Origin of the sequence: Marinobacter suaedae, from assembly GCF_030519635.1 — a bacterium.
In the GTDB taxonomy this organism is placed as follows: Bacteria; Pseudomonadota; Gammaproteobacteria; order Pseudomonadales; family Oleiphilaceae; genus Marinobacter; species Marinobacter suaedae.
This window is the reverse complement of the sequence record NZ_JAUMIS010000002.1, coordinates 286,779-309,282: the sequence shown is the minus strand read 5'-3', so window position 1 is coordinate 309,282 and position 22,504 is coordinate 286,779. Positions and strand designations below refer to the sequence as shown.

The window sequence follows — 22,504 nt, the reverse complement described above, 5'->3', positions numbered from 1 at the left end:
TTGTCTGGTTGCTTTTCCTACTCAGTGTCCTGCTACCGGCCCATTCCACGCTTGCTCAAACTGAGTCATCGCGGGTTGTGCACTTTATCGGCTCGGGCAACCCGGCTCTCGATCAACACGTTCAGGAGCTTCTGCGGGCCCGGCTCGGCGAGTCTGTGGTACTTCATCCCGTTACCGATTCCAGTATTTCCTCCCTGAACAATGCGCCGGTTATTGCTGTTGGCCCCTCCGCATTCACCAGGGTTTGGCAGGATAACCGTAATGCGGCCATTCTGGCGTTGCTGGTCGAAAAAGATTTTCTTGATGACTTCAAGTCGTTCGGCCAGGTCTCCGGCGTGTATTTTGATGTCCCGTTACTTCGACAGGCGTTGACCGGAAAAGCGATTTTGCCCCATGCCAACACCGTATCCCTGCTGGCAACACCCGAATCGGTCGCGCTTTATGAGCCCGTTGCTGATCAACTGATGGACTATGGCATGAAAGCCAGGTTCTTTATTGTATCCAGCGAAGAGGAGTTGATCCCCGCACTGGTGCGTGCGCTCAGTTATGGTGATTTCCTCCTGGCCACTCCCGACGAAGATATTTATAACCCGCGCACCATAAAGCACATCCTGCTGACCGCCTACCGCCGCAATCGAATTGTCATTGGGCCCAGTCAGGCTTATGTGAGAGCGGGTGCGCTGGCGTCCAGCTATGCCCCCTTCCCGACCATGGCGGATCTTGGGGCCCAGTTTTTGCAGACATTTTTTGAAACAGGAGCTTTCCCGGCTCCGGCATACCCGGAAACCTTTGCGGTCGAAGTCAACAACCAGGTCGCACGGTCACTCAATATTCCGGTTCCTGAAAATGAGTACATTCGTCAGTCCGTGAATGACGCCCTGAATGGCGAGGGAGGACGACAGAGTGAGCAGTAAGACCAGATCGATGCCGGCACCTTTGGTACGCAAGCTTCTGATTCTTGGAGCTCTGCCGGCAACGGTGATGTTTTTTGTCCTGATTGTGTTTTTCACGACGGCGCGAATTGACGATGCTCGCCGGGAGCTGTCCACCAACGGCCAGTTACTGGCAGACAGCCTCTCCCCGGCCCTGGAATACGCGGTGGTGGCGGGAAATAATGAAGCACTGCAAAGCGTCCTCAGTGAATCCCTGCGTCACAGCTCGGCGACCTGGATTCGTGTGACCGACGTTGTGGGTGAGCAACTCGGCTTTGCCTCCAATGGCACTCTGAATTCGCCTTTCGATTCGGATCAGTACCTGGTTTACGAGGCCGAAATTCTCCAGCAACCCCTGGAGCTGAATTCCGACGATACTCAGGTCTGGTTTGCGCCTGAGTACGGCTTTGGCGCTGGTGCCCTTCGCGTGGGAACGATCGAGGTTGGCGTAGATACAGCGGTATTCGATCACCGTCGCCAGGACATTCTCTGGACATCAATCGCCGTCGGTCTAGCCGTCCTTCTGTTTACCTTGCTCATTGCCCATCACTATTTGAGTACCATTCTTTCGCCCATTCGCCAGCTGTCGGACCGGGTTGCCCGCTTGATTCAGGGCGACTACTCCGAGCAGCCTGTAAAGCGGGCTCCAAATTCGCGGGAAGTGGTGCAGATTGAAGAGCACATCAATGAACTGGCCGCCCAGCTCGGGGATTTACGACGCCTGCACGAACAGAACCTGACGGCGGCTGAAGCGGCCCGGGATCGAGCAGATAGCGCCAATCAGGCAAAGTCTGAATTCCTGGCAACCATGAGCCACGAACTGCGTACCCCCCTTAATGGGGTACTGGGAATGATTGAGCTTATACAGGATGAATCTCTGACGGCCCGGCAGCAGGACTACCTGTCGACGGCACGGCAATCCACCGAAGACTTGCTCACAGTCATTGGCGATATTCTGGATTACTCAAAGATTGATGGCGGGAGCATCAAACTTGATCACCAGGCGTTTGACCTGCCAAAGCTGATCAGCAATTGCGTCTCAACTTTTCGTTTCGTCGCCGAGCAGCAGGGGCTCACGCTGAATCTGAGTTTCAACGGTGACTGGCCACCTCATGCCATGGTCATGGGCGATGCGCCACGATTGCGACAAGCTCTGGCAGGGCTGGTGGATAATGCCATCAAATTTACCGCTGATGGCTTCATCAATATTCAGGCAAACTGTTTCGTTCAGGAACCCGGCAACATGATCTTCAGTTGTTCGGTGACGGATTCAGGAACTGGCATACCCAGTGATCAGCTGACGAATATTTTCAACTCCTTCCAGCAACTGGATTACGGCAATACCCGCAAACACGCCGGTACCGGGCTCGGTCTGTCGATTACCCAACGACTGGTTGAGTTGATGGGAGGGCACATACAGGTCGATACGAATATCGGCGAGGGTTCATCGTTCCGTTTCGAGCTGCCATTTGAACTGGCATCACCTGTAAAGCCACAACCCGTGCGGCCTACAACAACCCCGAACGGGCAACTTATTCATGCTCTGGTCGTCGAGGATAACCCGGTAAACCAGAAAGTGGCTTCCGCTATGCTGAGGCGTCTAGGGTTCGAAGCCGACGCCGCGAACAACGGCAATGAAGCCCTGGAAAAGATTCGGCGGAATCACACTGGCTACGACGTCATTCTGATGGATTGCCATATGCCGGTGATGGACGGTTACGAAACGACCCGGCAAATACGAAGCTGGGAGAAAGACGTGGGGCAACACGGTGTTCCTATCGTCGCCTTGACGGCGGATGTGCTGCCAGAAACCCGGGAAAACTGTCTGAAGAGCGGAATGAACGATTACCTGGCCAAGCCGGTAAAGCGTGAACGACTGGAAAAAGTTCTCAGCCAGTGGTTCGAGCTCGAAGCCTAAGAACCACTGGCGACTCGCGTTTCGCTCAGCGGCCGTCAGGCGACCGGTTCACGCATTGTGACAAACTCTTCCGCCGAGGTGGGATGAATGCCCAGGGTTGCGTCGAACTGCGCTTTCGTTGCGCCCGCTTTGATGGCCACCGCCATACCCTGGATGATCTCCCCGGCATCCGGTCCTACCATGTGCGCTCCCAGCACGCGGTCCGTGTCAGCATCGACAACCAGCTTCATCAGGCAGCGCTCATCCCGTCCGCTCAAGGTGTGCCGCATGGGCCGAAATTCGGAGCGGAAAATGCGCAGAGTATGTCCAGCGTCTTTTGCCTCGGCCTCGGTCAGGCCCACCGTGCCGATGTTGGGGTGGCAGAACACGGCCGTTGGAATGGCGAAATAGTCCATTTCCCCCTGACCGTCACCAAACAGGCGGCGGGATAGCACCATGCCCTGGCCCAGCGCAACAGGCGTTAGCTGGGGCGTTCCAATCACATCCCCAAGGGCGGTAACGCCCGGAACCGAAGTTTCAAAATGATCATTGACGGCAATGTTGCCAGCGTCATCAAACTGAACACCCAGCTCGGCAAGACCCAGGCCTTCCGTTAACGCCCTGCGGCCCGTGGCGGCCATGACCAGACCGGTTTCCAGACTGTTACCGTCACTGAGGTTCACCCGGTAGTGGGTGCCCGAAGTCTCAACCGAGTCGATCGTGACACCAAACCGCAGGTTAATGCCCTTCTTGGACATTTCCTGGTGTACGAACCGGCGAATATCGTCGTCGAATCCACGCAGGAAAAGTTCACCGCGATAAATCAGCGTCGTTTCCACCCCCAGCCCGGCAAGGATGCCGGCGAACTCTACCGCAATGTAGCCACCGCCCCAAACGACCGCGTGTTTCGGCAGCTGGGGCAGATAGAACATGTCGTTGGACGTAAGGATGCAGTCTTTTCCCGGAATCTCCGGAATCACCGGCCAGCTCCCGGTTGCGATCGTAATGTATTTCGCTGTATAGGTCTGGTCACCAACAACAACGGTATTTGCACTTGTCAGTCGGGCCGTCCCCTCAATAATGGACACGCCCGCATTCGTGAGCATCCGCCCGTAAATGCCGTTCAGCCGATCGATCTCGGTATTCTTGTTGGCGACGAGCGTTGGCCAGTCAAACTCAACATTCTCCATGGGGATGCGCCAACCATAACCGGCGGCATCCTCCATCTCGTCGTGGACGTGGGAACCGTAGACGAACAGCTTTTTGGGTACACATCCCACATTGACGCACGTGCCACCGAGGTACCGGGACTCGACAACGGCCACTCGCGCGCCACGCTGAGCGGACATGCGCGCAAGCCGAACGCCTCCGGATCCGGCTCCGATAACAATGAGGTCAAACTGCTGATTGTCAGACACGACTTCTCCCGTACTGGTTGCTGTTAGTCAAAGTTATTGCTGGGCCGTCGCATCCTTCACGACCGGATGCACTTCCCGAAACAGGACGTGATCCTCGAAACTCCCCAGCTGTATCTTGCCCAGACTCCGGAAGCCTTCCGATTCATAGAATGGCAGATACCGGCTATTCCCCGTATCGAGAACCAATCCACTGCCACGAGGGTTCTCGGCGCAGAGCTTTTCGACCGCTTTAAGCAGGAGCCGGCCGTAGCCACGGTTCTGGTACTTGGGATTGACTCCCATCAGGGGAAGTTGGTGAGCGAGGGGTTGTGGCAGCATTTCCCGAATTTTTTCATGGTAATCCAGATAACGGCGAGTGGCCTTAAAACCGGCGGTCAGTACCATGCGAATGCGCCAGCTTAACTGATCAGTCAGGTTCATGCGAAGTTCGGGATCGCCGATAAAAGCCACCGCCACCAGAACATCGTCGACCATCACACCAACGGCTTCCTGATCAAGGCTGAAGTAGAGGTCGATCAGTTCGCGAATGGTCGCCCTCACCCGCTGTTCGTATCCGGGGCGTCGATGATTGAAAAGGTACTGAAACGTGGGCTCATCCCGATAGGCGTGAAAGAGAATGGAGCGAGCCTCGTTGGAGGCGGTCACATCCAGCCGAACAACGGCAGGCTCTGTTGTGGGAGTGTCTGCTCTGTTCTTGCGCATTGGATTATCCTTTTCTCGGCTACAGCGATGCCCCTTCAATCGATCAGCATCAGATGGTTAACGTCAGTCGAACCGATACCCGCCCTGGTTCCCGGGACCGGTCCATGGCTGCCTGATCCACTATAACGCCATGGCCACTGTTCAGGCGCTCAAGCCAGGCTGCCACTTCCGCAAACGCGGCATCTTCAAGCCAGACCCGAATGGCGTTCTGGCCACTGGGTTCAAAGCGCTGCAACGACAGTCCGGCCTCCCGGGCGGACCTTGTAACGAGCGCCATCAAGGCGCGACCATCGGCAACGGCGACCGCTGCTTCCCCGGTGTCGCCGTCAGCTCCTCCAAGACGCATAATGGTGGCTTCGTTGGCCTCCATCCAGGCGAGAAGGTCGGCGGAATTCTCGTGATCGGCGACCGCCCGATCGTGGAAGTCAGACACCGGACGCCAGACCATGAAATACAACAACCCCAGCAGAATGGCGATCGCCATAACCGTCAGTGCCTGCTGGTCCCGGCGAGGCAGCTGATCATACTGGGCAATGAGCTTGCCTACGGCCGGCTGTTCTTTCAGTTTTTTAAACATGGGTTAACCTCCCGAAACCGTGAGCCGACCGCGAGCGCCATCGGATTCGTTCACAACAGATCCAATCTGCGCTTCCAGGCCCTGGTTGGACAGGCCATTTCGCAGTGCGCTCAGCCGGTCATAGCTGTCCGCCCTGACGTCGACGATCAGTTCGCCTCGGGACCGACTGAAGTTCACCGAATTGAATTGAACGGAATTGGTGCCCGGCAATTCGGAGTATTCCTGGCCGGTGTATTTCATCAGCGTGATGAAATCGAGCTCTGGCCCCTCGGCGCCGGCGGTTCTTAACTGGCCAGCTATAACTCGGCGAACGTTACCTGAATGGGTTCGCCGATCCCCGGGGAAAGCCTCGCGGTAGATGCCCATCGCCTGTTCTTTGAGTTTGTCCGCTTCCTGCTCATGATAGATACCCATGCCTACTTCCATGGCCACCTGTATACCAAACCAAACGGCAGCAACCGCAATCAAAGGCTTCCAGGGCTTGAAGGCACTGGATTTTCCGGACGATGGGCTGAAGCTGCCCTGGCACAGATTGATGGGGTGCGAGAGGTGATGGTGGAGACTGTGCGCCAGCAGTTCGAGCGGCGTTACTTCGAGGGTTTCCTGACGGACCGCAATGCGGCCTTCTGCTTTGAGTTCGCCTATCACCGCTTGCTGGAAACTGAAGTCATCTTCACTTCCATAGAGCGCCACCGGCACTTCGGCGACCACGTCTTCCGTGGGCGGGAGAGCCAGTGTTTTGGCGAAAATGGCCAGGTTGGCCGACTGCATGCTGAACCACTCTTCCCGCTCATTCATCAGAAGCGCGGTTTCGCCATCCAGACAAATAGACCAGCCACCCTCCGTCACAGGGAGCAAAGAGGCATCGGGATAAATGGCGTCCAGCCTTGAATGATCCCACCCGGTGAACAGCGCCACCCACTGATCCATCCGTTCTTCATCAATCGCGGCGACGCGATACCCGGCCTCGCTCCGCCTGCCGAGCGCCAGGTGCACCGAGTCGATGTCCTGCGCAATCTGCTCTTCGACTGCAAACGGGAGAGCCTGATGGATGAAGCGGCTTTGCTTGGCGGGAATATCCGCTACGCAGAACAAGGCTTCCTCACCGGGAAGCAGGCCCACCAGCAGAACATTGTCGAGGGCATTCTGGGCAAGTGTGTGCTCAATGGTTTCGCGGGTATCAGCGGTTCCCCGAGCCTGAGTGTCGCCACTGGCATCCAGCAATGCCCAACTGAACAGCTGGGCCTCAGGGTTCTGTCTCAGGTCCGCCAGGGGAGCGACGGGCCGCACATAAAGGCGATAAGACATGGTTATCCTTCTGAAAAATTCACGGGATCTTTGAAATCGTCATCCTTGATCTTCCTGCCGAAGTCACGGGAAACCGTCTGCATCTCCCCTTCGCCATTTCTATAAATGGTACTGTGCAAATAAACAATACGGTTATCGTATGTAATCCGCGCGGCAACCTCAAAAAAATGAGTGCGAACTGAGAGACCTTGTCGGTTGAGACCGAGGCCCGCAAACGGATTCAGGGCAAGAAATTCCTGAAGGTCGTCAAAACCTTGGCTTTCTTCCAGCGCCTCTTCTATATCTGCTATATGACCTGGGGTCAGGTCTTCATGGAGTGACTGCAACACTTCCGGAGACGCAAAATTAACGTTGATTCCCAATCCGGTTACCGGCAGCGCGGTAACATGTTCCCTGAGAGCAGCAACATCCTCAGGCTCCACACCCTCGATCAACAGGAGTTCTGAGACGTTGGCAAAGGGTTGATTTCCTGTCCGATATCCGGGCTCCTGTGATAGATACTGTCCATCCTCTGCCCCATACCCGCCTTCAAGAATTACGGGCTGGTCGTTGCTGTCTATCCAGTCGATTAACTTCGCCACTTCAATCGAATCTATATCCAGTGCAATGAGCAGACGCTCCAATCGCTGTTGCGTGAGAAGGTCAACTTCCCCATTCTCGTTTACCAGATCATTCAGGTTGATGCGCCCACCCAAATCGTCAATCTGCGCCTGGACAACCCCCAGCCCGTCATCGAGGGGAAGGATGGCCGAGTTCCCCGCCCAATCCTCAAACGGGGTGTCGACCAGACTGCTGTCTTCCTGATCGTTCTCATGGTCAGTAAATAACTGAACCCGAGCATAGGCCTCAGCACCGAGGGCGATGCTGGTTCCTTGCTGTTGTGACAAAAAGTGCCCGGCTTTGAAAACCCGAATCGTCTGCTGTTTTGTCATTCCGGTCGCAAGCATCACGACAAGCGCCATGGCAAGCAGCACCATGATCAACGCAATACCTTTCTGGCGAAACAACGGTACGCTCATTACCCGGCTCCACCTGGCTGCTCCGTGCCCTCAGGAGCACCTTCCTCTGGCTCCGGCGTTTCTTCATCCGCCTGCTCCGCCGCCTGATTGGTCTGGTTCAGCATGGCCTGAGCAGCTTCCGGCTCAAAGTCGGGCAGCACAAAGGTGCGAACGAGTTTGCCAAATCTTTCGTGTTCAAGAGTAATCTCTACGCCTGCCGGCAGCGGAACATCGGGCCGTGCCATTGGATTAAGGTTCGCGAGTACCTGGTCAGGTGGCCAGGCGGATTGCCAGGCGTTTTCGTCTCCGAGGAAGCGGATGTCAAACGCGAGCACGTCTTCCAAGAGCAGGATTTCTGTGCTGTTATCTTCGTAGCCTTGATCTACAAGCGGCCAGAAGCGGCGCCGGAGTTCGTCGCCGGTGAACTCCCAGGCGACCCGTTGCAGCGTACTTCGGGTTGTTCCTGTGTCAATGGGAGGGATGCGCCAACCCTGACGCGTCAAAATCAGAGCGAAGTCGTCTTCACGGCTCGTGAGCGAGAACTGGAAATCACCGTAGATGTCTCTCGCCGGCCGGTTCACTGCCTGCGTCAGGTCCCTTTCGAGCATCAGCATGGCCCGCTGGAGGTCGTCAAAACTTTCAGCGAGCACGTCGACTCGTTCTCTGGATGTCATGATGCCACTCAAAATCTGCCAGACGCCAAGCCCGATCACGGAAGTGATGGTCACGGCAATCAGAACTTCCATCAGGGTAAAGCCAAGCTGATGCGAGCCGGTACGGAAGGAGGAACTCATCAGTATCCTCCCAGGAATGCAGACAAAGTGTGTACCTGCCTCGGCTCTTCGCCGGCCCCGCGGTAGAGTTCGACATCAACCTCGACGCGGAGAAAGTAGGGATTTCCTGTGCCGATCACTTTCGTCGTGACTCGCCAGCGATGGGGACCATAATCCAGATCTTGTGAATTTTCAGAAACGCCGGGAAGCTCTTCCTGGAGGCGCAACTGATTGATGCGGTTGTCAGCAAGCCATGCGGCCAGGGTTTTATCCCTCACCCGTTCATAACTACTGATGTATTGGCTGCCTACGTCGGCGGCTGCGGTCGCAATCAGGGCAAATACCAGCAGGGCCACGAGAACTTCGATAAGCGTGAAACCGGCCTCTCGCTTCACAGTTCGTCCTCATCGCCCGGTTTGCGCCATTCAACGTCGGAGAATCCATCTGAGGCAAGTACGTGCACGTAATCCGAATCCCTGCCAATGTTAAATTCCAGCTCGAACGGGGTCGACTCGCCGCTTGAGAAAAACATCAAATCTGGCTGGATCGTGTCATTATCGGAAGATAGGGATGAGGCCTCGTTTTCGCTGAACCGGGTTACGACCATCCAGTCGGGAAAGGTGCGAGCCCGGAATAGGCGTTCATCTGAAGGCGTCCATTCATCTTTTTCGTCGTCATACAGGAAAAACTGGTATCCCTCTGACTCGATTTGAAGACCAAGTTCCGCGTTATTCAGGATCGCCTGTTCGGACGCCGTCTGCATCAACAGGTACAGTTCCCGAACTTCCCCCTCAAGTTCCCTCTGCTGAGAGCCACCGCCAAGTGTCATTACGGCCAGAGAGGCCAGAAGCCCGACAACAACCAGGACAACCAGTATCTCTATTAACGTGAAGCCGTAATGACGTTTCCCCGGCGGCACAATCGATTATTCCTTGGTTTCCCACACGGTGATGTCGGCGGCATCGCCCTCACCGCCTTCCTGGCCGTCTGCACCGTAGGAGTAAAGGTCGTATGGGCCTTCAGTGCCCGGGCTCACGTACTGGTACTCGGCACCCCAGGGGTCTTCCGGCACGCTCTTCAGGTAACCGTCAGGATTCCAGTTTTTGGGTTCGGGGCTGCCACTAGGTTTGGTGACCAGTGCTTCGAGGCCCTGCTGGGTGGAGGGGTATTGGCTGTTATCCAGCCGGTAAAGATCCAGTGCATTGGCAATATTGCTGAGCTGCGTTTCAGCAACCGTTACTTTGGCCTGGTCACTACGGCCCATGATGTTCGGGGCGACGATGGCCACCAGAAGACCAAGAATGACCATGACCACCATGATTTCAATAAGCGTAAAGCCCTGCTGTCGGGCTGATCGTGCAGTTGCTTTTCCGGTCATCACTGTTTTACTCGTCATTGGTTTACGGTCCTTTCTCTTTCTGTCTGTTGAGTCAGCCTCCGCAAGGCCTAACCCACCAGATTACTCATATTAAGTATTGGCAGCATGATGGCCAGTACGATGATCAAAACCACCACGCCCATAACCAGAAGCATCAGCGGCTCGAAGAGGCCAACAATGGCCGCTATTTTGGACTGAAGTGTGTTCTCCTGCATCCTGGCGGTCCGCTCCAGCATATCATCGAGCTCTCCGCTGGCCTCTCCGCTGGCAATCATGTGTAGCATCATGGGCGGGAAATACCCGGTCTGATCCAGTGATCGATGCAGTGAGCCGCCCTCGCTGACCGATTTTGCCGCTGAGCGGAGTTCCCCCCGGAGGAAATCGTTGGAAAGCACCTCGCCGGCAATGCGCATGGCCTCAACCAGGGGGACCCCGCTCGTTGTCAGAATGCTGAGGGTACTGGCGTACCGGGCCGTATTCACGCCCCTCACCATGCCCGAGAACAAAGGCATATGGAGCAGGCTCTTATGAAAACGTTCCCGGAAAGCGGGTTTTCGAAGCGCCACCCGAAAGGCGATGAAGGCAATGATCAGCAAAATCAAAAGGTAGATGCCGTAGTCAGCCAGAAACTCAGACACCGAAAGCATGGCCATCGTCAGCGCCGGCAACTCCTGTCCCTGCTTGAGAAATACGTCAATGATGTCCGGCACAACGTATGTCAGAAGGAACACGACGATGGCGATCGCCACGATGCTCAGAATGATGGGGTAAATAGCTGCCAGCTGAATTTTCTGCCGGGCTTCCTGGCGTCCTTCTGTGTAATCCGCCAACCGGTTCAACACCAGGTCCAGGTGCCCGGCGTGCTCACCTGCCGCAACCGTAGAGCGGTAAAGGCGCGGAAAGGCGCGGGGAAACTCCCCCAGGCTGTCCGCCAGGCTATAGCCCTCCATAACCTTTGCCCGTATGGCAATGAGCATACTGCGAATGCGCGGTTTGGTGGATTGCTGAGCCGCAGCCGACAGTGCCTGTTCAATAGGGATGCCAGACTGAATCAGCGTTGCCAGTTGACGGGTAACGAGGGCAAGATCAGCCGCTGCCAAACTACCCCGGCTACTGAGAGGGTTCGAGCGGGCCTGCTTTTGGGCTGCAGGCTCTACCGATAGCGGGGTGAGTCCTTTTTCACGAAGTTGCTGGCGAACAGCCCTTGCTGCATCACCTTCCAGCACACCCTGCTTTTGTTTTCCTCGGGAATCCAGGGCCTTGTATTCGTATGCGGGCATGGCTTATTGGCTCCGGTGGGTAACGCGCAAAACCTCTTCCACGGTGGTCACACCATCCAGAATCTTTCTCACGCCATCGGCGTGAATGCTGGGCCCGCGCCGGCGGGCTTCGTGTTCAAGCTCAAGCTCCCCAGCCCGCCTATGGATGAGTGCCCGAATCTCTTCGGTCACTTCTACCAGTTCGTAGATACCAATACGCCCCCGGTACCCGAGATCATTGCAATGCTCGCAGCCCTTGGATTTGTAAATGGTCGGGGGAAGCTCCGGATCCAATTGCAAAAACTCGCAATGCTCACGGGTCGGCGTGTAGGGTTCCCGACATTCCTTGCAAAGTACCCGAACCAGGCGCTGGGCGACGATGCCTACCAGAGAGGAGGAAATCAGGAAGGGTTCAATGCCCATGTCCATCAACCGCGTGATCGCGCCAACGGCGGAGTTTGTGTGCAGGGTCGACAGTACCAGGTGTCCCGTCAGACTGGCTTGCACGGCAATTTCACCGGTCTCCAGGTCACGGATCTCACCGATCATCACCACATCCGGATCTTGCCGCAGAATGGCCCGAAGTCCTCTGGCGAAGGTCATGTCCACCTTGGCGTTAACCTGGGTCTGACCAATACCCGGCAGGTCGTACTCGATGGGATCCTCGACCGTCAGGATGTTGCGGGTGCGGTCATTAATTTCCTGAAGCGACGCATACAGTGTGGTGGATTTCCCGGAACCCGTGGGACCGGTGACCAGCAAGATGCCGTAAGGTCGTTTGATCAGTTTACGCAGGACTTTCAGATCGTCGCCGGTCATACCCAGCGACTCGAGGCGAATCGCACCCGCCTGCTTATCCAGCAAACGTAGCACTACCCGCTCGCCATTTGATGAGGGCATGGTGGATACCCGGATATCCACCTCCCGGCCAGCGACACGCAAGGCGATACGCCCGTCCTGGGGAACCCGCTTTTCGGCAATATCGAGTTTCGCCATAACCTTGATGCGCGAGACCAGCAATGGAGCGAGTGCGCGCTTTGGCTGAACCACCTCGCGAAGCACGCCATCAACCCGGAAACGAACGACCAGGCGCTTTTCGTAGGTCTCGATGTGAACGTCCGACGCGCTGGATTTCACCGCCTCGGTCAGGATGGCATTGATCAGGCGGATAATAGGGGCATCGTCTTCCTGCTCAAGCAGATCCTCGGTTTCAGGCACCGACTCGGCGAGGGACGCCAGATCCATATCATCACCGATACCCTCCACCATTTGCATGGCTTCCGCGGAATCGTTCTGGTACGCCGCATTGAGGGCGTGATCAAAGTGATCTGGATCGATCGTTGAGAATTTTGCCCGACCACCACTTACCCGATTGGCCTCGGCCAGCGCAGAATGAGATGCGCCGGGACGCACGAGTATAACTGCCTCACCTTCCTCTGAGCGGGTAAGAATGACACCGTTGCGTTTGGCAAAGGTGAAAGGAAGACGGCCGAGAGGAGCCTCCTGCTGCTGGGTGTCGGTTTCTGTAGTCAAGGTCTTTCCCGGTATAAAATTCTTATGGGATTCAAAGAATTCAGAAAGGCTACCACAGGAATGGGAACCGCTGAACAACTCTATACACTATACTGCGATTTATGGTTTGCAGTTTGATAACCTGTGAGCCTTTTACAGGCTCACCGCATTAAAATCAGGATAATCAATGCCCGTACAAAACGAACGACTCCCGCTCCTGTTAGCCATTTTAGCGGGTGGCGCCATGCTTGGTGTGACCGCCTGGCAAGGATATAGTTTCTGGCAATCAACCCAGCAGGAGATAGTCGATCCATCCGGGCAAGACAGCATGAACTCGTCTCAGGAGCGTCGTGAACCACCGGAAGTCAACCTGGCCTCACTGGAGCTATTCGGAACGGCCACCAAAGACGGTGAAATCAAAGCGGCCGACACCGAAAACCTGCCCAAAACAAACCTTCGCCTGTTTCTTCGTGGTGTCCTGGCCGCCGATGGCGAGTTCCCGGGAAGCGCTCTGATTGAAGACTCAAAAGGCAATACGGACGCCTATCTGGTTGGCGATGAGCTGCCCGGGAACGCCAGCCTGCGTTCCGTCCACCCGAACCGGGTAATCATCGAGCGTTCTGGAAAACTCGAAAACCTCTTTTTCCCTGAAGACGATAACCGTTCCGGCCTGTCTGTCGCGTCAAACAACAGTGCGCCGCCCTCTCGCTCATCCACCCAAAACTCGCAACCACCTCCCACACAATCCACGTCACAGCCGAGCAATAACCAGAACGACCAGCAACGGCGTGAAGAAATCCGGCGCCGTCTGGAGCAGTTACGGGAACGGCTGCGGAACAACAGTAACTGAGGCCAGAGATGAGCACGGCCGCGTTGCAAGCGCCCCGCCGTGCCAGACTGTTGCCCGTGCTTATGCTGTTCGCAGCACTGGCCAGTGCCATCGAAATCACTACCCGTTTAGTCAATTACGTACAGGAAGAATTTGGTGACGAGGCAGCAGAGCGCCTGGAGAACTGGCAGCGATTGAACACCCTCGCCCAGAATGCACCGGTTAAGCGACAGCTAAAGCTGGTGAATACTTTTTTTAACCGGGTGAAATTTGTCAGTGACATTCACCACTGGGGCGAGGAAGACTACTGGGCCACGCCTATCGAGTTGCTGGCCACAAACGGCGGGGATTGTGAGGACTTTTCAATCGCAAAATACCTGACCCTCAAAACCCTGGGGGTACCGGATGACCAGCTCAGAATCGTCTACGTTAAGGCACTTGAGCTGAACCAGGCCCACATGGTGCTAGCCTGGTACGAACAGCCGGACAGCGATCCGCTGATTCTCGACAACCTGATAAACGACATCAAACCTGCGTCACAACGGTCTGATCTGGAACCCGTTTACAGCTTTAACGGCAATGGTCTCTGGCTCACCAAGTCAGGCGGTGACGAACGAATTGGTGAGCCGGAAAAACTCAAGCGGTGGCAGGCGCTGAATGAGCGGCTGACGGAATCGCTGAATCTCTGACGACTCGGAATTGGAGCAGGTTTGCCGCCTTCCTATTGACCACACACCTGCCCCGCCACCTCATTCAACTCCCAGCCAGCTCTGCCCCTAGAGGCTCACACCCGCCAGCCTGGCACGAGCCGTGTGCAGTTTTTTATAGCTCTCAACCAGCCGGAGGTGTTTTTCCAGCCCTTCCAGGCGCAGGTTGGTTGGTGTCAGCCCGTAAAAGCGGACATCGCCGGTCACAGAGCCAATAGCGGCGTCAAGCTTCTCATCACCAAACATTCGACGCAGATTGGCTTCGTAATCCTCCAGCTTCAAATCCTCATCGAGGACGATTTCGAGAATCGCATTCATGGCCTGGTAGAACAGGCCTCGCTCGACGGTGTTGTCGTTGAATTGCAGGAACGCTTCTACCCGTTCCAGTGCTTCCTCATGCTGTTTCAGCGCCAGATTAATCAACAGTTTCAGCTCAAGAACCGTCAGCTGCCCCCACACGGTGTTCTCGTCAAACTCAATGCCAATCAGGGTGATGATATCGGTGTAGTCGTCAATCTGGCTTTCCTCCAGACGATCGAGCAGCCCTTGCAGCTGATCGTCCGCCAGAGAATGCAGATTGAGAATGTCAGCCCGGTAATCCAGTGCCTTGTTGGTGTTGTCCCAAACCAGGTCTTCAACCGGGTAAACTTCGGAATACCCCGGAACCAGTATCCGGCAGGCGGGCGCCCCCAGCTCTTCGTAAACTGCAACGTACGCTTCCTTACCCTGCTCACTCAGAATAGAGAACAAGGTTTCCGCTTCTTCTTCATTGGTCCCGGAGAAATCCCACTCGCTGAATTCATAGTCGGATTTCGCACTGAAAAACCGCCACGACACCACGCCGGTGGAATCAATAAAGTGCTCCACGAAGTTATTGGGTTCCGAAATCGCCAGGCTGTTGAACGTGGGCGGCGGAACATCGTTGAGGCCCTCGAAGCTTCGCCCCTGAAGCAATTCAGTCAGGCTTCTCTCGAGGGCAACCGCCATGCTGGGGTGCGCCCCGAACGAGGCAAACACACCGCCCGTACGCGGATTCATAAGCGTTACGCAGGCAACCGGGAACTGGCCACCCAGCGACGCATCCTTCACCAAGACGGGGAATCCTTGGGCCTCCAGTGCGCGAATACCTTCCACCAGATCGGGGTATTTATCCAGCACCTCCTGTGGCACGTCCGGCAGTGCGATTTCCTCTTCAATAATCTGACGCTTCACGGCGCGTTCAAAAATCTCGGACAGACACTGAACCTGAGCTTCGTACACCGTGTTGCCCGCGCTCATGCCGTTGCTGAGAAACAGGTTCTCTATCAAGTTGGAGGGGAAATACACCGTCTCACCGTCAGAGCGTCGCGTGAACGGAAGCGCACAGATCCCGCGCTCGGTATTGCCTGAATTGGTGTCGATCAGGTTTGACCCGCCCAACTCACCATCCGGGTTGTAAATCGGCAGACAGTAGTCGTCCAATATCCCCTCCGGCAGTTCGTCATCGGGGCCCGGCTGGAACCAGCGTTCGTCGGGGTAATGAACAAACGGAGCATTGGCAATCTCTTCCCCGAAATACTGGTCGTTGTAAAAGAAGTTGCAGTTCAGGCGCTCGATGAATTCCCCGAGCGCGGAGCACAAGGCGCTTTCCTTGGTGGCGCCCTTGCCGTTGGTAAAACACATTGGCGAAGCCGCGTCCCGGATGTGCAGGGACCAGACGTGGGGAACAATATTCCGCCAGGACGCAATCTCGATTTTCATCCCCAGGTCTTCGAGAATCTTCGTCATGTTGGCAATGGTCTGCTCCAGCGGCAGGTCCTTACCCTCGATAAACGTGCGGTGTTCACCGTCTGGCTCAACCATCAGCAGTGCCTGGGCGTCTTCATCCAGGCTCTCAACCACGTCAATCTGGAAATCAGGCCCGGTCTGAACAACCTTTTTGACGGTGCAGCGATCTATTGAGCGAAGAATTCCCTGCCGATCCTTCTCGGAAATATCCTCTGGCAACTCCACCTGGATCCGGAAAATCTGGTTATAGCGATTTTCCGGATCAACGATGTTGTTCTGGGACAGGCGGATATTTTCCGTCGGGATGTCCCGAGCGAGGCAATACACCCGCACGAAGTAGGCGGCACACAGAGCCGACGATGCCAGGAAGTAATCAAAGGGACTGGGAGCTGAGCCGTCGCCCTTGTAGCGAATGGGCTGATCCGTAATGACGGTGAAGTCGTCAAACTTGGCTTCAAGTCTGAGATTGTCGAGAAAGTTAACTTTGATTTCCATGGCGAGGGCACCCGGTTTGGAGAATTTGGCGGGGTTTGAAAAACAGGGCGGCCATTATCCATTTTTTACGCAGGTTCGTCTTCCGTGAAGGCCACTACGAAACCCCGCCGTACAGGAGCGTCGCCCCGCCCTGACTAATCGGTTTTCTGGAAGCCAAGGAGCTCACGACCCTCGCCATCGTTCAAAGACAGCTGCGTGCCTTTAATGGTGTAGCTGCGAACAAGGTCCAGATTAGCGCCGAACTGCGCCGGAATGCGCATATCGATACAGGCTTTCCTGGTGCTCGCAAGAGGTCCGAATACCAGTTCTGAAGCGTCAACCCGCTGAATGGCTCCTCGATAATTGTTGCAGCCATCGAACCCCATAACGGCCATGTCGCGCAGGTTTAATTCCATGCGGGGACGCATCCGTTCGTTTTCCAGCACCAGCGTTTCGCCGCCGACGCGCTCCAGGACCCAAAGGTCATTGAGCCTCAGCTTGGTGTCTGGTTCTTTGTCGAGGACGCTCACTAGTGTGTAGCGGATGGACGAGGTATCTGCCGGGCGCTGCTCAGGCGGTATTTCGTCCTCACGAACAATGAGGCGGTAAATGTAACCGGACTCGTACTCAAAGCCGGCAATATTGTCGTAAAACAACGACCAGCCACCGGGCTCCAGGTCTTCTCCTTTCTGAATCTGAAGGCACTGCATGGGGCCAACACCCACGCACTCCTTCTTCATACTATTCACCCAGTACACCACTTCGTTTTCATTGAGGTCGGCAGTCATCGCTTCATCGACTCCTGTTTCAGCATCCTCTCCCATTGTCGAGCATCCCGCGAACAACACCGCTAGCAAAACAAAAGCAGCACGTTTATGCATTGTCTTCTTCCTGTTACATTGCTGACGCGATCTAGAAAATCCTAGTTGGAGCGCCCCCTCATCGCGAATTATTTGCGAAGGGATCTTTTTATAAAGTCGCTCGTAGATAGAACAAACCCCGTAAATAGTCTGGAGAAAATAAAAATGATTGGATACGTCACCATTGGCGTCAGTGATATGGCTCGTGCGAAGGCCTTTTATACGGAGCTGCTGAGCGACATTGGCGCCAAGGTTCTGCTCGACATGGATCGCATCGCGTTCCTTGGAAAAAACATGGGCTCCCCGATGCTGGCCGTGTGCATCCCCTACAATCAGGAACCAAACCACCCGGGCAACGGCAACATGTTTTCGATTCAACTCCCCGGAAAAGATGCCGTTGACGCGCACTACCGGAAAGCCATTGAGCTGGGCGCAACCTGCGATGGGGAACCCGGTCAGCGGATTCCAGGACAGTTCTACGGCGCCTATGTCCGGGACCCTGATGGCAACAAACTGGCTTTCTTCCATTTTGGCTAAGATGCCCTCCATACAGGCAAAGCCTTGCGCCAGGCGAACCGGATCCCCTGGCGCAAAACACCTTTCCGGATTTTGCGGGCTCTGCGCCCTGCTCTTTGCGTCCGCAAGTTCTGGTGCAGACATTTCTGTTACGGTGAGCGGCTTGCCGGACGAAGGCACGGTTGTACTGCAGGTATACGATGATGCGGACGCCTTTGGCGATTTTCGAAACCCGGCCACGGAAGTTCGCTACCCAATTCAGGATGCGAGGACCTTTCTGATCCCAGATACACCAACTGGAGAAGTCGCGGTTCTGGTTTACCTGGATGAGAACAATAACGGGGCACTCGACAGGAATTTTTTTGGCATTCCCCGCGAGCCAGTCGGGCTTTCAAACAACTACCAGCCGAAAGGCCCTCCAACGTTCCGTCAGGCCAGTTTTGCGCTGCAAGAAACCGGCACCGCCAATCTGGATATTGAGCTATATCGGGTACTGGGGGAATTCGGGCAATGGGGTTTGGGTCTCGGCGTGATTGGTCGCAGCAGCCCCTACGTGGGTTCGGATGCCAGCGTGATTCAGCCTATCCCTGCCATCACGTACTTTGGCGAACGTCTGCAATGGATTGGGCCCGAACTGAGATTCGGCATCCTGGGTAGCGACGACCTGCGGCTGGCCCTGACAGCCTCTTATCGGGTTGGCGCGTATGAAGAGAAAGACAGCCCGGTTCTGGCGGGGCTGGGTGATCGTGACAGCACCCTGATGGCTGGCTTCGGGCTTATTTATGAATGGGCCTATGGGCTGGAGTTTAATCTGGGCTACGAGCACGATGTGCTGGATCGAATTGGTGGTGGCGCCGCGTCCGCCAGCGTGTCCCGCGGCTTCCAGATTGGCAACCTGCGCCTGACACCGGAATTGGGCATTAATTGGATTAGCGCAGACCTGGCTAATCACGATTTCGGTGTCGCAACCGGTGCGTCAAGAGCAGGCCTCAATGGCTACGATGTCGGAAACACGTTTACAACGGAAGTTGGCGTCAGGGCTTTTTATGAGATCACCGAAAGCTGGCGCGTTGTCCTGAATCTGGGGGTGGAAGAACTGGGTGACGACATCACTGACAGCCCAATCGTGGCAGATGACCGGGTCTTAAAGGGGTTTGGCGCAGTCACTTACGCCTTCTGAGGGGCAGTAACCGATTCAAAACCACTCCGGCCCGAGGGGCGGGCCGGAGTCTTGGTGCGAACATTCAATCCCTCAAGGGATTACGCCTTTTTCTTCTCCACCTCATCCGCAATCATATGGGCGGTGATGGCAGAAAGGGTCCAGCCGAGGTGTCCGTGACCGGTGTTGTAAAACACGGTCGGCAGCTTGCCACCGCCTACCCGGGGCATCATGTTAGGCAGCATCGGGCGAAGACCTGCCCATGGAACCACCTTGCGAGTACAAACTCCGGGGAAGCATTCCTCGACCCAGCGGGTCAGCGGGCGGATTCGGTCGTCACGAATGTCGCGGTTATATCCGCTGAACTCAGCCGTTCCCGCTACCCGGAATCGACCATCGCCAAGACGGCTGGTCACGATCTTGGTTTCGTCATCAAGCAAACTAACCGTCGGAGCCGCCTTTTTTGAAGCCTCATCATCAAGCTCGACAGTGATCGAATAACCCTTAACCGGATAGATGTTGACGCGGTCGCCAAGCTTGGCGGCAAGTGCACGACTGCCGACACCACCGCAGATAACCACGCCATCGAAAGTATCGCGGGTCTGCTCGGTGCCATCGTGCGCGGTAATCCAGACGTTCTTTTCATCCGCGCTAACTTCAATCACATCGTGGCCGTAGTTAGTTTTCACGCCCAAGCGCTTGATGGCATCTGCAAGACCATTGGTGAACTTGTGAATGTCACCCGTAGAGTCACTCTCGGTGTAGAAGCCGCCGTAATAGGTGCCCGCCAGCGTTGGCTCAATAGAGCGCATTTCTTCCGGAGTTACCGGGCGACGCTCAAGTCCACCCGCGGCAAGAAGTCGGGAAACATTGGCAGCGTGATCGAACCCTTCCTTATTGCGATAAATATGAAGAATGCCTTGCTTCTTGAGATCGAAGTCGATGCCCTCTTCCTCTGCCCAGGCAAACAAATGATCGCGTGCCGCAATCGCAAGGCGAGCTGTTTCAGTGGTGTTCTTTTCGTACTGGGGAATGGCAGCGATGAATTCTGCAAACCAGCTCATTTTGTGCCAGGACGGCTTAGGGTTTACCAGCAACGGGGCGTCACGGCGGGACATCCACTTGATGCCTTTCATGACCGTACCCCAGTTGTTCCATACCTCGGCATTCGAGGCAGACAGCTGGCCACCGTTTGCGAACGACGTTTCCATCGCGGCGTAGCGGTGTTTTTCGTAAACGGTAACGTCGAGTCCGCGCTTGGCGAGAGAATAAGCCGTAGTGATACCCGTGATACCACCACCAATAACAGCAATACGTTTCATTAAAGTCTCCATGACGCGCCCAGGGTTCCCTCTCTGCCGTCCTCAAGTTAGGCAGAAAGCACCCCTTCCGTCACGGGACCTGAGAGATTCACGCGCCACCAATAACAGCGTGGCCCGCTTGCTCCTTCGGTGTGCCGGATGACGCAGTCGCCGGCAACTCTTCGGAAAGTTCTTCACGCGAGCGGTCCTTTTGCCTGAGAGTTTCCGGGGCAGTTGCTCCTTCGGCGCCGATCCCCTGTTTACATGGACCGATCTCTCCCGCAAGCGCGCGCAGCGCCAGGGGCGCCACCAAAGGTTCGAACTTTAGCAAATAAAGGAAAAGTGAGGAACTGCTGCCTGAAATATCAAATGAATTTAGGATAGGACCGAAGAGCTAGCGGATTTGGTGGATCACCACCTGCTTGCGACGAGGTAAGCACTAATCCACGTCATTGCCATATTAGAAGAGTGAAGCCGCTGGATCCTTACTAAACCTCATGCCGGATGTTACGACACTCGATGAAGCCTTGCTTGATAAGACTCACTACAAAGGGAAGTAATGGAGGCGCGGGTCGGAATCGAACCGGCGTACACGGAGTTGCAGTCCGCTGCATAACCACTCTGCCACCGCGCCGGGGAAAAGCCTGAAGGATTTAGGCTTAGCTGCTCTCAGGTGGGCTGTGAGAGACTTGGTTGTCGCCGTTCATTTTCTACCAGTCTGGCCGGAGAAAAATTGGAGCGGGAAACGAGATTCGAACTCGCGACCCCAACCTTGGCAAGGTTGTGCTCTACCAACTGAGCTATTCCCGCTCGACAACGTGGGCGTATTCTACGGATTCGGCCGAACGCGTCAACCACTTTTTTGAAGTTTTTATTCCGTCTTCGACTTTGCCTATTTTTCGTCCTGCCGGGCCGATATGAGTGCAGGAGGAATAACCACCACTCCCCCTAAAGCCATGTTAGACTTTGTTTTTCTCAACGGGGTGCCCGAACTTTAAACGTAGGGCTGAGACCATACCCGCGGAACCTGATCCGGGTCATGCCGGCGAAGGGATTGAGTACCGCTTTAAGGCTGAAACACGCTGTATGGTCATACCCCACCAAGTATCTGGAGGGTTTGAGGTATGGTCATTCGCGCACTGAGCCTTGTTCTGGCTACGTCAGTTTTATATTCGCCCACCGCTCAGACAGCTACCCTGAATATCTATACCTACCCATCCTTCGTTGCAGAATGGGGGCCCGGCCCGGCCATTGAGAAAGCGTTTGAAGAAACCTGTCAGTGTGATTTGAATTTCATTGCACTGGGCAGCAGTGGCGACATCCATCAGCGCCTTCGCCTCGAGGGCGACGCCACCGAGGCGGACCTGGTGCTCGGCCTGGACACCGGGACCATGGAGGCTGCCCGAAAAACCGGCCTGCTCGCCCCTCACAACACCGACCTTGCTCCCTTAAGTCTGCCAATTGAATGGCAGGATGAGCTGTTCGTGCCCTATGACTGGGGTTATTTCGCCTTTGTTTACGACACAGAACAGCTGTCCGAGCCACCTCAAAGCATGGAGGAACTGATAAACGCGCCGGAAGACCTGAAAATCATCATCCAGGACCCGCGAACCAGCACACCGGGTTTGGGTTTGCTGCTCTGGATGCGCCACATCTACGGCGAACAGGCGCCGCAGAAGTGGCAGTTACTCAGTAACAAGATTCTCACCACCACCAAGAGCTGGAGCGATGGCTATTTTTCGCTGTTCATGAACGGTGAGGCCCCCCTGATTCTCTCCTACAGCACGTCACCGGCCTACCATATGGCAATCGACAAGACCGATCGCTATCAGGCCGCAAAATTTCAAGAGGGCCACTACCTGCAAGTGGAGGTTGCAGCCCTGGTCGCAGCATCGGATCAGAAGGAATTGGCGAGAGAGTTCCTGGCCTTTATGCTGACCCCGGAATTTCAGTCTCATATCCCGCTCAAAAATGTCATGTATCCGGCAATCGAACTGGGCGACGCCATGCCAGAGGTCTTCGACAGACTAATCAATCCCGGCACCACACGGTATTTCCAGCCCGCCACCGTCTCCGCAAACCGGCGGGCCTGGGTGGACGAATGGCTGGATGCCATGACGCGCTGACGCTGGCGGAT

At 55.7% G+C, this 22,504-nt stretch carries 21 protein-coding genes, 2 tRNA genes and 2 riboswitches; of the genes, 7 read left to right on the top strand and 16 right to left on the bottom strand.

Annotated elements, in window-relative coordinates; all coding sequences use genetic code 11:
* The first annotated feature begins 77 nt into the window (after positions 1–77).
* Positions 78–914: an ABC transporter substrate-binding protein gene (locus tag QVZ43_RS10265; protein WP_302909858.1), complete on the top strand. Its 837-nt coding sequence runs from the start codon at positions 78–80 to the stop codon at positions 912–914.
* A complete protein-coding gene (locus QVZ43_RS10260; protein ID WP_302909857.1) occupies positions 904–2,850 on the top strand; it encodes a HAMP domain-containing hybrid sensor histidine kinase/response regulator in 1,947 nt (648 codons plus the stop codon). Before QVZ43_RS10265 ends, QVZ43_RS10260 begins: the two co-directional genes overlap by 11 nt.
* A 35-nt stretch (positions 2,851–2,885) precedes the next feature.
* On the opposite strand, the gene gorA is transcribed toward QVZ43_RS10260, so the two are convergent.
* The 11 genes from gorA to gspE are packed head-to-tail and all read right to left on the bottom strand — an operon-like array spanning position 2,886 to position 12,775.
* Positions 2,886–4,247 (bottom strand): glutathione-disulfide reductase, encoded by a 1,362-nt coding sequence (gene gorA / locus QVZ43_RS10255; RefSeq protein WP_302909856.1) that lies wholly within the window; start codon positions 4,245–4,247, stop codon positions 2,886–2,888.
* A 33-nt stretch (positions 4,248–4,280) separates the two neighbouring features.
* The gene (locus tag QVZ43_RS10250; RefSeq protein WP_223793663.1) at positions 4,281–4,949 is read right to left on the bottom strand and encodes a GNAT family N-acetyltransferase; all 669 of its coding nucleotides are present in this window, start codon (positions 4,947–4,949) and stop codon (positions 4,281–4,283) included.
* Between the two features lie 49 nt (positions 4,950–4,998).
* On the bottom strand, positions 4,999–5,526 hold the full coding sequence (gene gspM / locus QVZ43_RS10245) for a type II secretion system protein GspM (RefSeq protein ID WP_223793664.1): 528 nt from the start codon (positions 5,524–5,526) through the stop codon (positions 4,999–5,001).
* Positions 5,527–5,529: 3 nt separating this feature from the next.
* Positions 5,530–6,834, bottom strand: coding sequence for a type II secretion system protein GspL (gene gspL, locus QVZ43_RS10240; RefSeq protein WP_302909855.1), 1,305 nt, complete (start codon positions 6,832–6,834; stop codon positions 5,530–5,532).
* A 2-nt stretch (positions 6,835–6,836) separates the two neighbouring features.
* Entirely contained in the window at positions 6,837–7,853 is a 1,017-nt protein-coding gene (gene gspK, locus QVZ43_RS10235) for a type II secretion system minor pseudopilin GspK (protein WP_302909854.1), read from the bottom strand.
* Positions 7,853–8,626, bottom strand: coding sequence for a type II secretion system minor pseudopilin GspJ (gene gspJ / locus QVZ43_RS10230; RefSeq protein WP_223793667.1), 774 nt, complete (start codon positions 8,624–8,626; stop codon positions 7,853–7,855). The genes gspK and gspJ overlap by 1 nt, the downstream gene beginning before the upstream one ends.
* Complete coding sequence (gene gspI / locus QVZ43_RS10225) at positions 8,626–9,000, bottom strand: type II secretion system minor pseudopilin GspI (RefSeq protein ID WP_302909853.1); 375 nt, start codon at positions 8,998–9,000, stop codon at positions 8,626–8,628. Before gspI ends, gspJ begins: the two co-directional genes overlap by 1 nt.
* Positions 8,997–9,524 (bottom strand): type II secretion system minor pseudopilin GspH, encoded by a 528-nt coding sequence (gspH, locus tag QVZ43_RS10220; RefSeq protein ID WP_223793669.1) that lies wholly within the window; start codon positions 9,522–9,524, stop codon positions 8,997–8,999. The genes gspI and gspH overlap by 4 nt, the downstream gene beginning before the upstream one ends.
* A gap of 6 nt (positions 9,525–9,530) precedes the next feature.
* Positions 9,531–10,001 (bottom strand): type II secretion system major pseudopilin GspG, encoded by a 471-nt coding sequence (gspG, locus tag QVZ43_RS10215; protein ID WP_302909852.1) that lies wholly within the window; start codon positions 9,999–10,001, stop codon positions 9,531–9,533.
* 50 nt (positions 10,002–10,051) lie between these two features.
* Positions 10,052–11,263, bottom strand: coding sequence for a type II secretion system inner membrane protein GspF (gene gspF / locus QVZ43_RS10210; protein ID WP_302909851.1), 1,212 nt, complete (start codon positions 11,261–11,263; stop codon positions 10,052–10,054).
* Positions 11,264–11,266: 3 nt separating this feature from the next.
* Positions 11,267–12,775: a type II secretion system ATPase GspE gene (gspE, locus tag QVZ43_RS10205; RefSeq protein ID WP_223793671.1), complete on the bottom strand. Its 1,509-nt coding sequence runs from the start codon at positions 12,773–12,775 to the stop codon at positions 11,267–11,269.
* 166 nt (positions 12,776–12,941) lie between these two features.
* Here gspE and QVZ43_RS10200 point away from each other — a divergent pair, with 166 nt between their 5' ends.
* Both QVZ43_RS10200 and QVZ43_RS10195 read left to right on the top strand, forming a co-directional pair.
* Positions 12,942–13,604, top strand: coding sequence for a type II secretion system protein N (locus tag QVZ43_RS10200; protein ID WP_302909850.1), 663 nt, complete (start codon positions 12,942–12,944; stop codon positions 13,602–13,604).
* Between the two features lie 8 nt (positions 13,605–13,612).
* The gene (locus tag QVZ43_RS10195; protein WP_302909849.1) at positions 13,613–14,272 is read left to right on the top strand and encodes a transglutaminase-like cysteine peptidase; all 660 of its coding nucleotides are present in this window, start codon (positions 13,613–13,615) and stop codon (positions 14,270–14,272) included.
* Between the two features lie 87 nt (positions 14,273–14,359).
* Here the strand turns inward: QVZ43_RS10195 and QVZ43_RS10190 are convergent, their stop codons facing one another.
* A complete protein-coding gene (locus tag QVZ43_RS10190) occupies positions 14,360–16,552 on the bottom strand; it encodes an OsmC domain/YcaO domain-containing protein (RefSeq protein WP_302909848.1) in 2,193 nt (730 codons plus the stop codon).
* A 134-nt stretch (positions 16,553–16,686) separates the two neighbouring features.
* Entirely contained in the window at positions 16,687–17,319 is a 633-nt protein-coding gene (locus tag QVZ43_RS10185; RefSeq protein ID WP_302909847.1) for a DUF4377 domain-containing protein, read from the bottom strand.
* A gap of 237 nt (positions 17,320–17,556) precedes the next feature.
* Here QVZ43_RS10185 and QVZ43_RS10180 point away from each other — a divergent pair, with 237 nt between their 5' ends.
* Both QVZ43_RS10180 and QVZ43_RS10175 read left to right on the top strand, forming a co-directional pair.
* Entirely contained in the window at positions 17,557–17,928 is a 372-nt protein-coding gene (locus QVZ43_RS10180; protein WP_223793676.1) for a VOC family protein, read from the top strand.
* Positions 17,834–19,087, top strand: a complete 1,254-nt coding sequence (locus QVZ43_RS10175) for a MipA/OmpV family protein (protein ID WP_338140893.1) — start codon at positions 17,834–17,836, stop codon at positions 19,085–19,087. The genes QVZ43_RS10180 and QVZ43_RS10175 overlap by 95 nt, the downstream gene beginning before the upstream one ends.
* Positions 19,088–19,167: 80 nt before the next feature.
* On the opposite strand, the gene QVZ43_RS10170 is transcribed toward QVZ43_RS10175, so the two are convergent.
* From QVZ43_RS10170 to QVZ43_RS10160, 3 genes are all read right to left on the bottom strand, one after another.
* The gene (locus QVZ43_RS10170; RefSeq protein ID WP_223793677.1) at positions 19,168–20,388 is read right to left on the bottom strand and encodes a D-amino acid dehydrogenase; all 1,221 of its coding nucleotides are present in this window, start codon (positions 20,386–20,388) and stop codon (positions 19,168–19,170) included.
* 172 nt (positions 20,389–20,560) lie between these two features.
* Positions 20,561–20,659, bottom strand: a riboswitch (glycine riboswitch).
* 268 nt (positions 20,660–20,927) lie between these two features.
* Positions 20,928–21,001, bottom strand: a tRNA-Cys gene (locus QVZ43_RS10165).
* 100 nt (positions 21,002–21,101) lie between these two features.
* A tRNA-Gly gene (locus QVZ43_RS10160) sits at positions 21,102–21,177 on the bottom strand.
* Positions 21,178–21,336: 159 nt separating this feature from the next.
* Positions 21,337–21,438, top strand: a riboswitch (TPP riboswitch).
* A 53-nt stretch (positions 21,439–21,491) separates the two neighbouring features.
* On the opposite strand from QVZ43_RS10160, the gene thiB reads away from it, so the two are divergent.
* Entirely contained in the window at positions 21,492–22,493 is a 1,002-nt protein-coding gene (thiB, locus tag QVZ43_RS10155; protein ID WP_302909845.1) for a thiamine ABC transporter substrate binding subunit, read from the top strand.
* Positions 22,494–22,504: the final 11 nt, after the last annotated feature.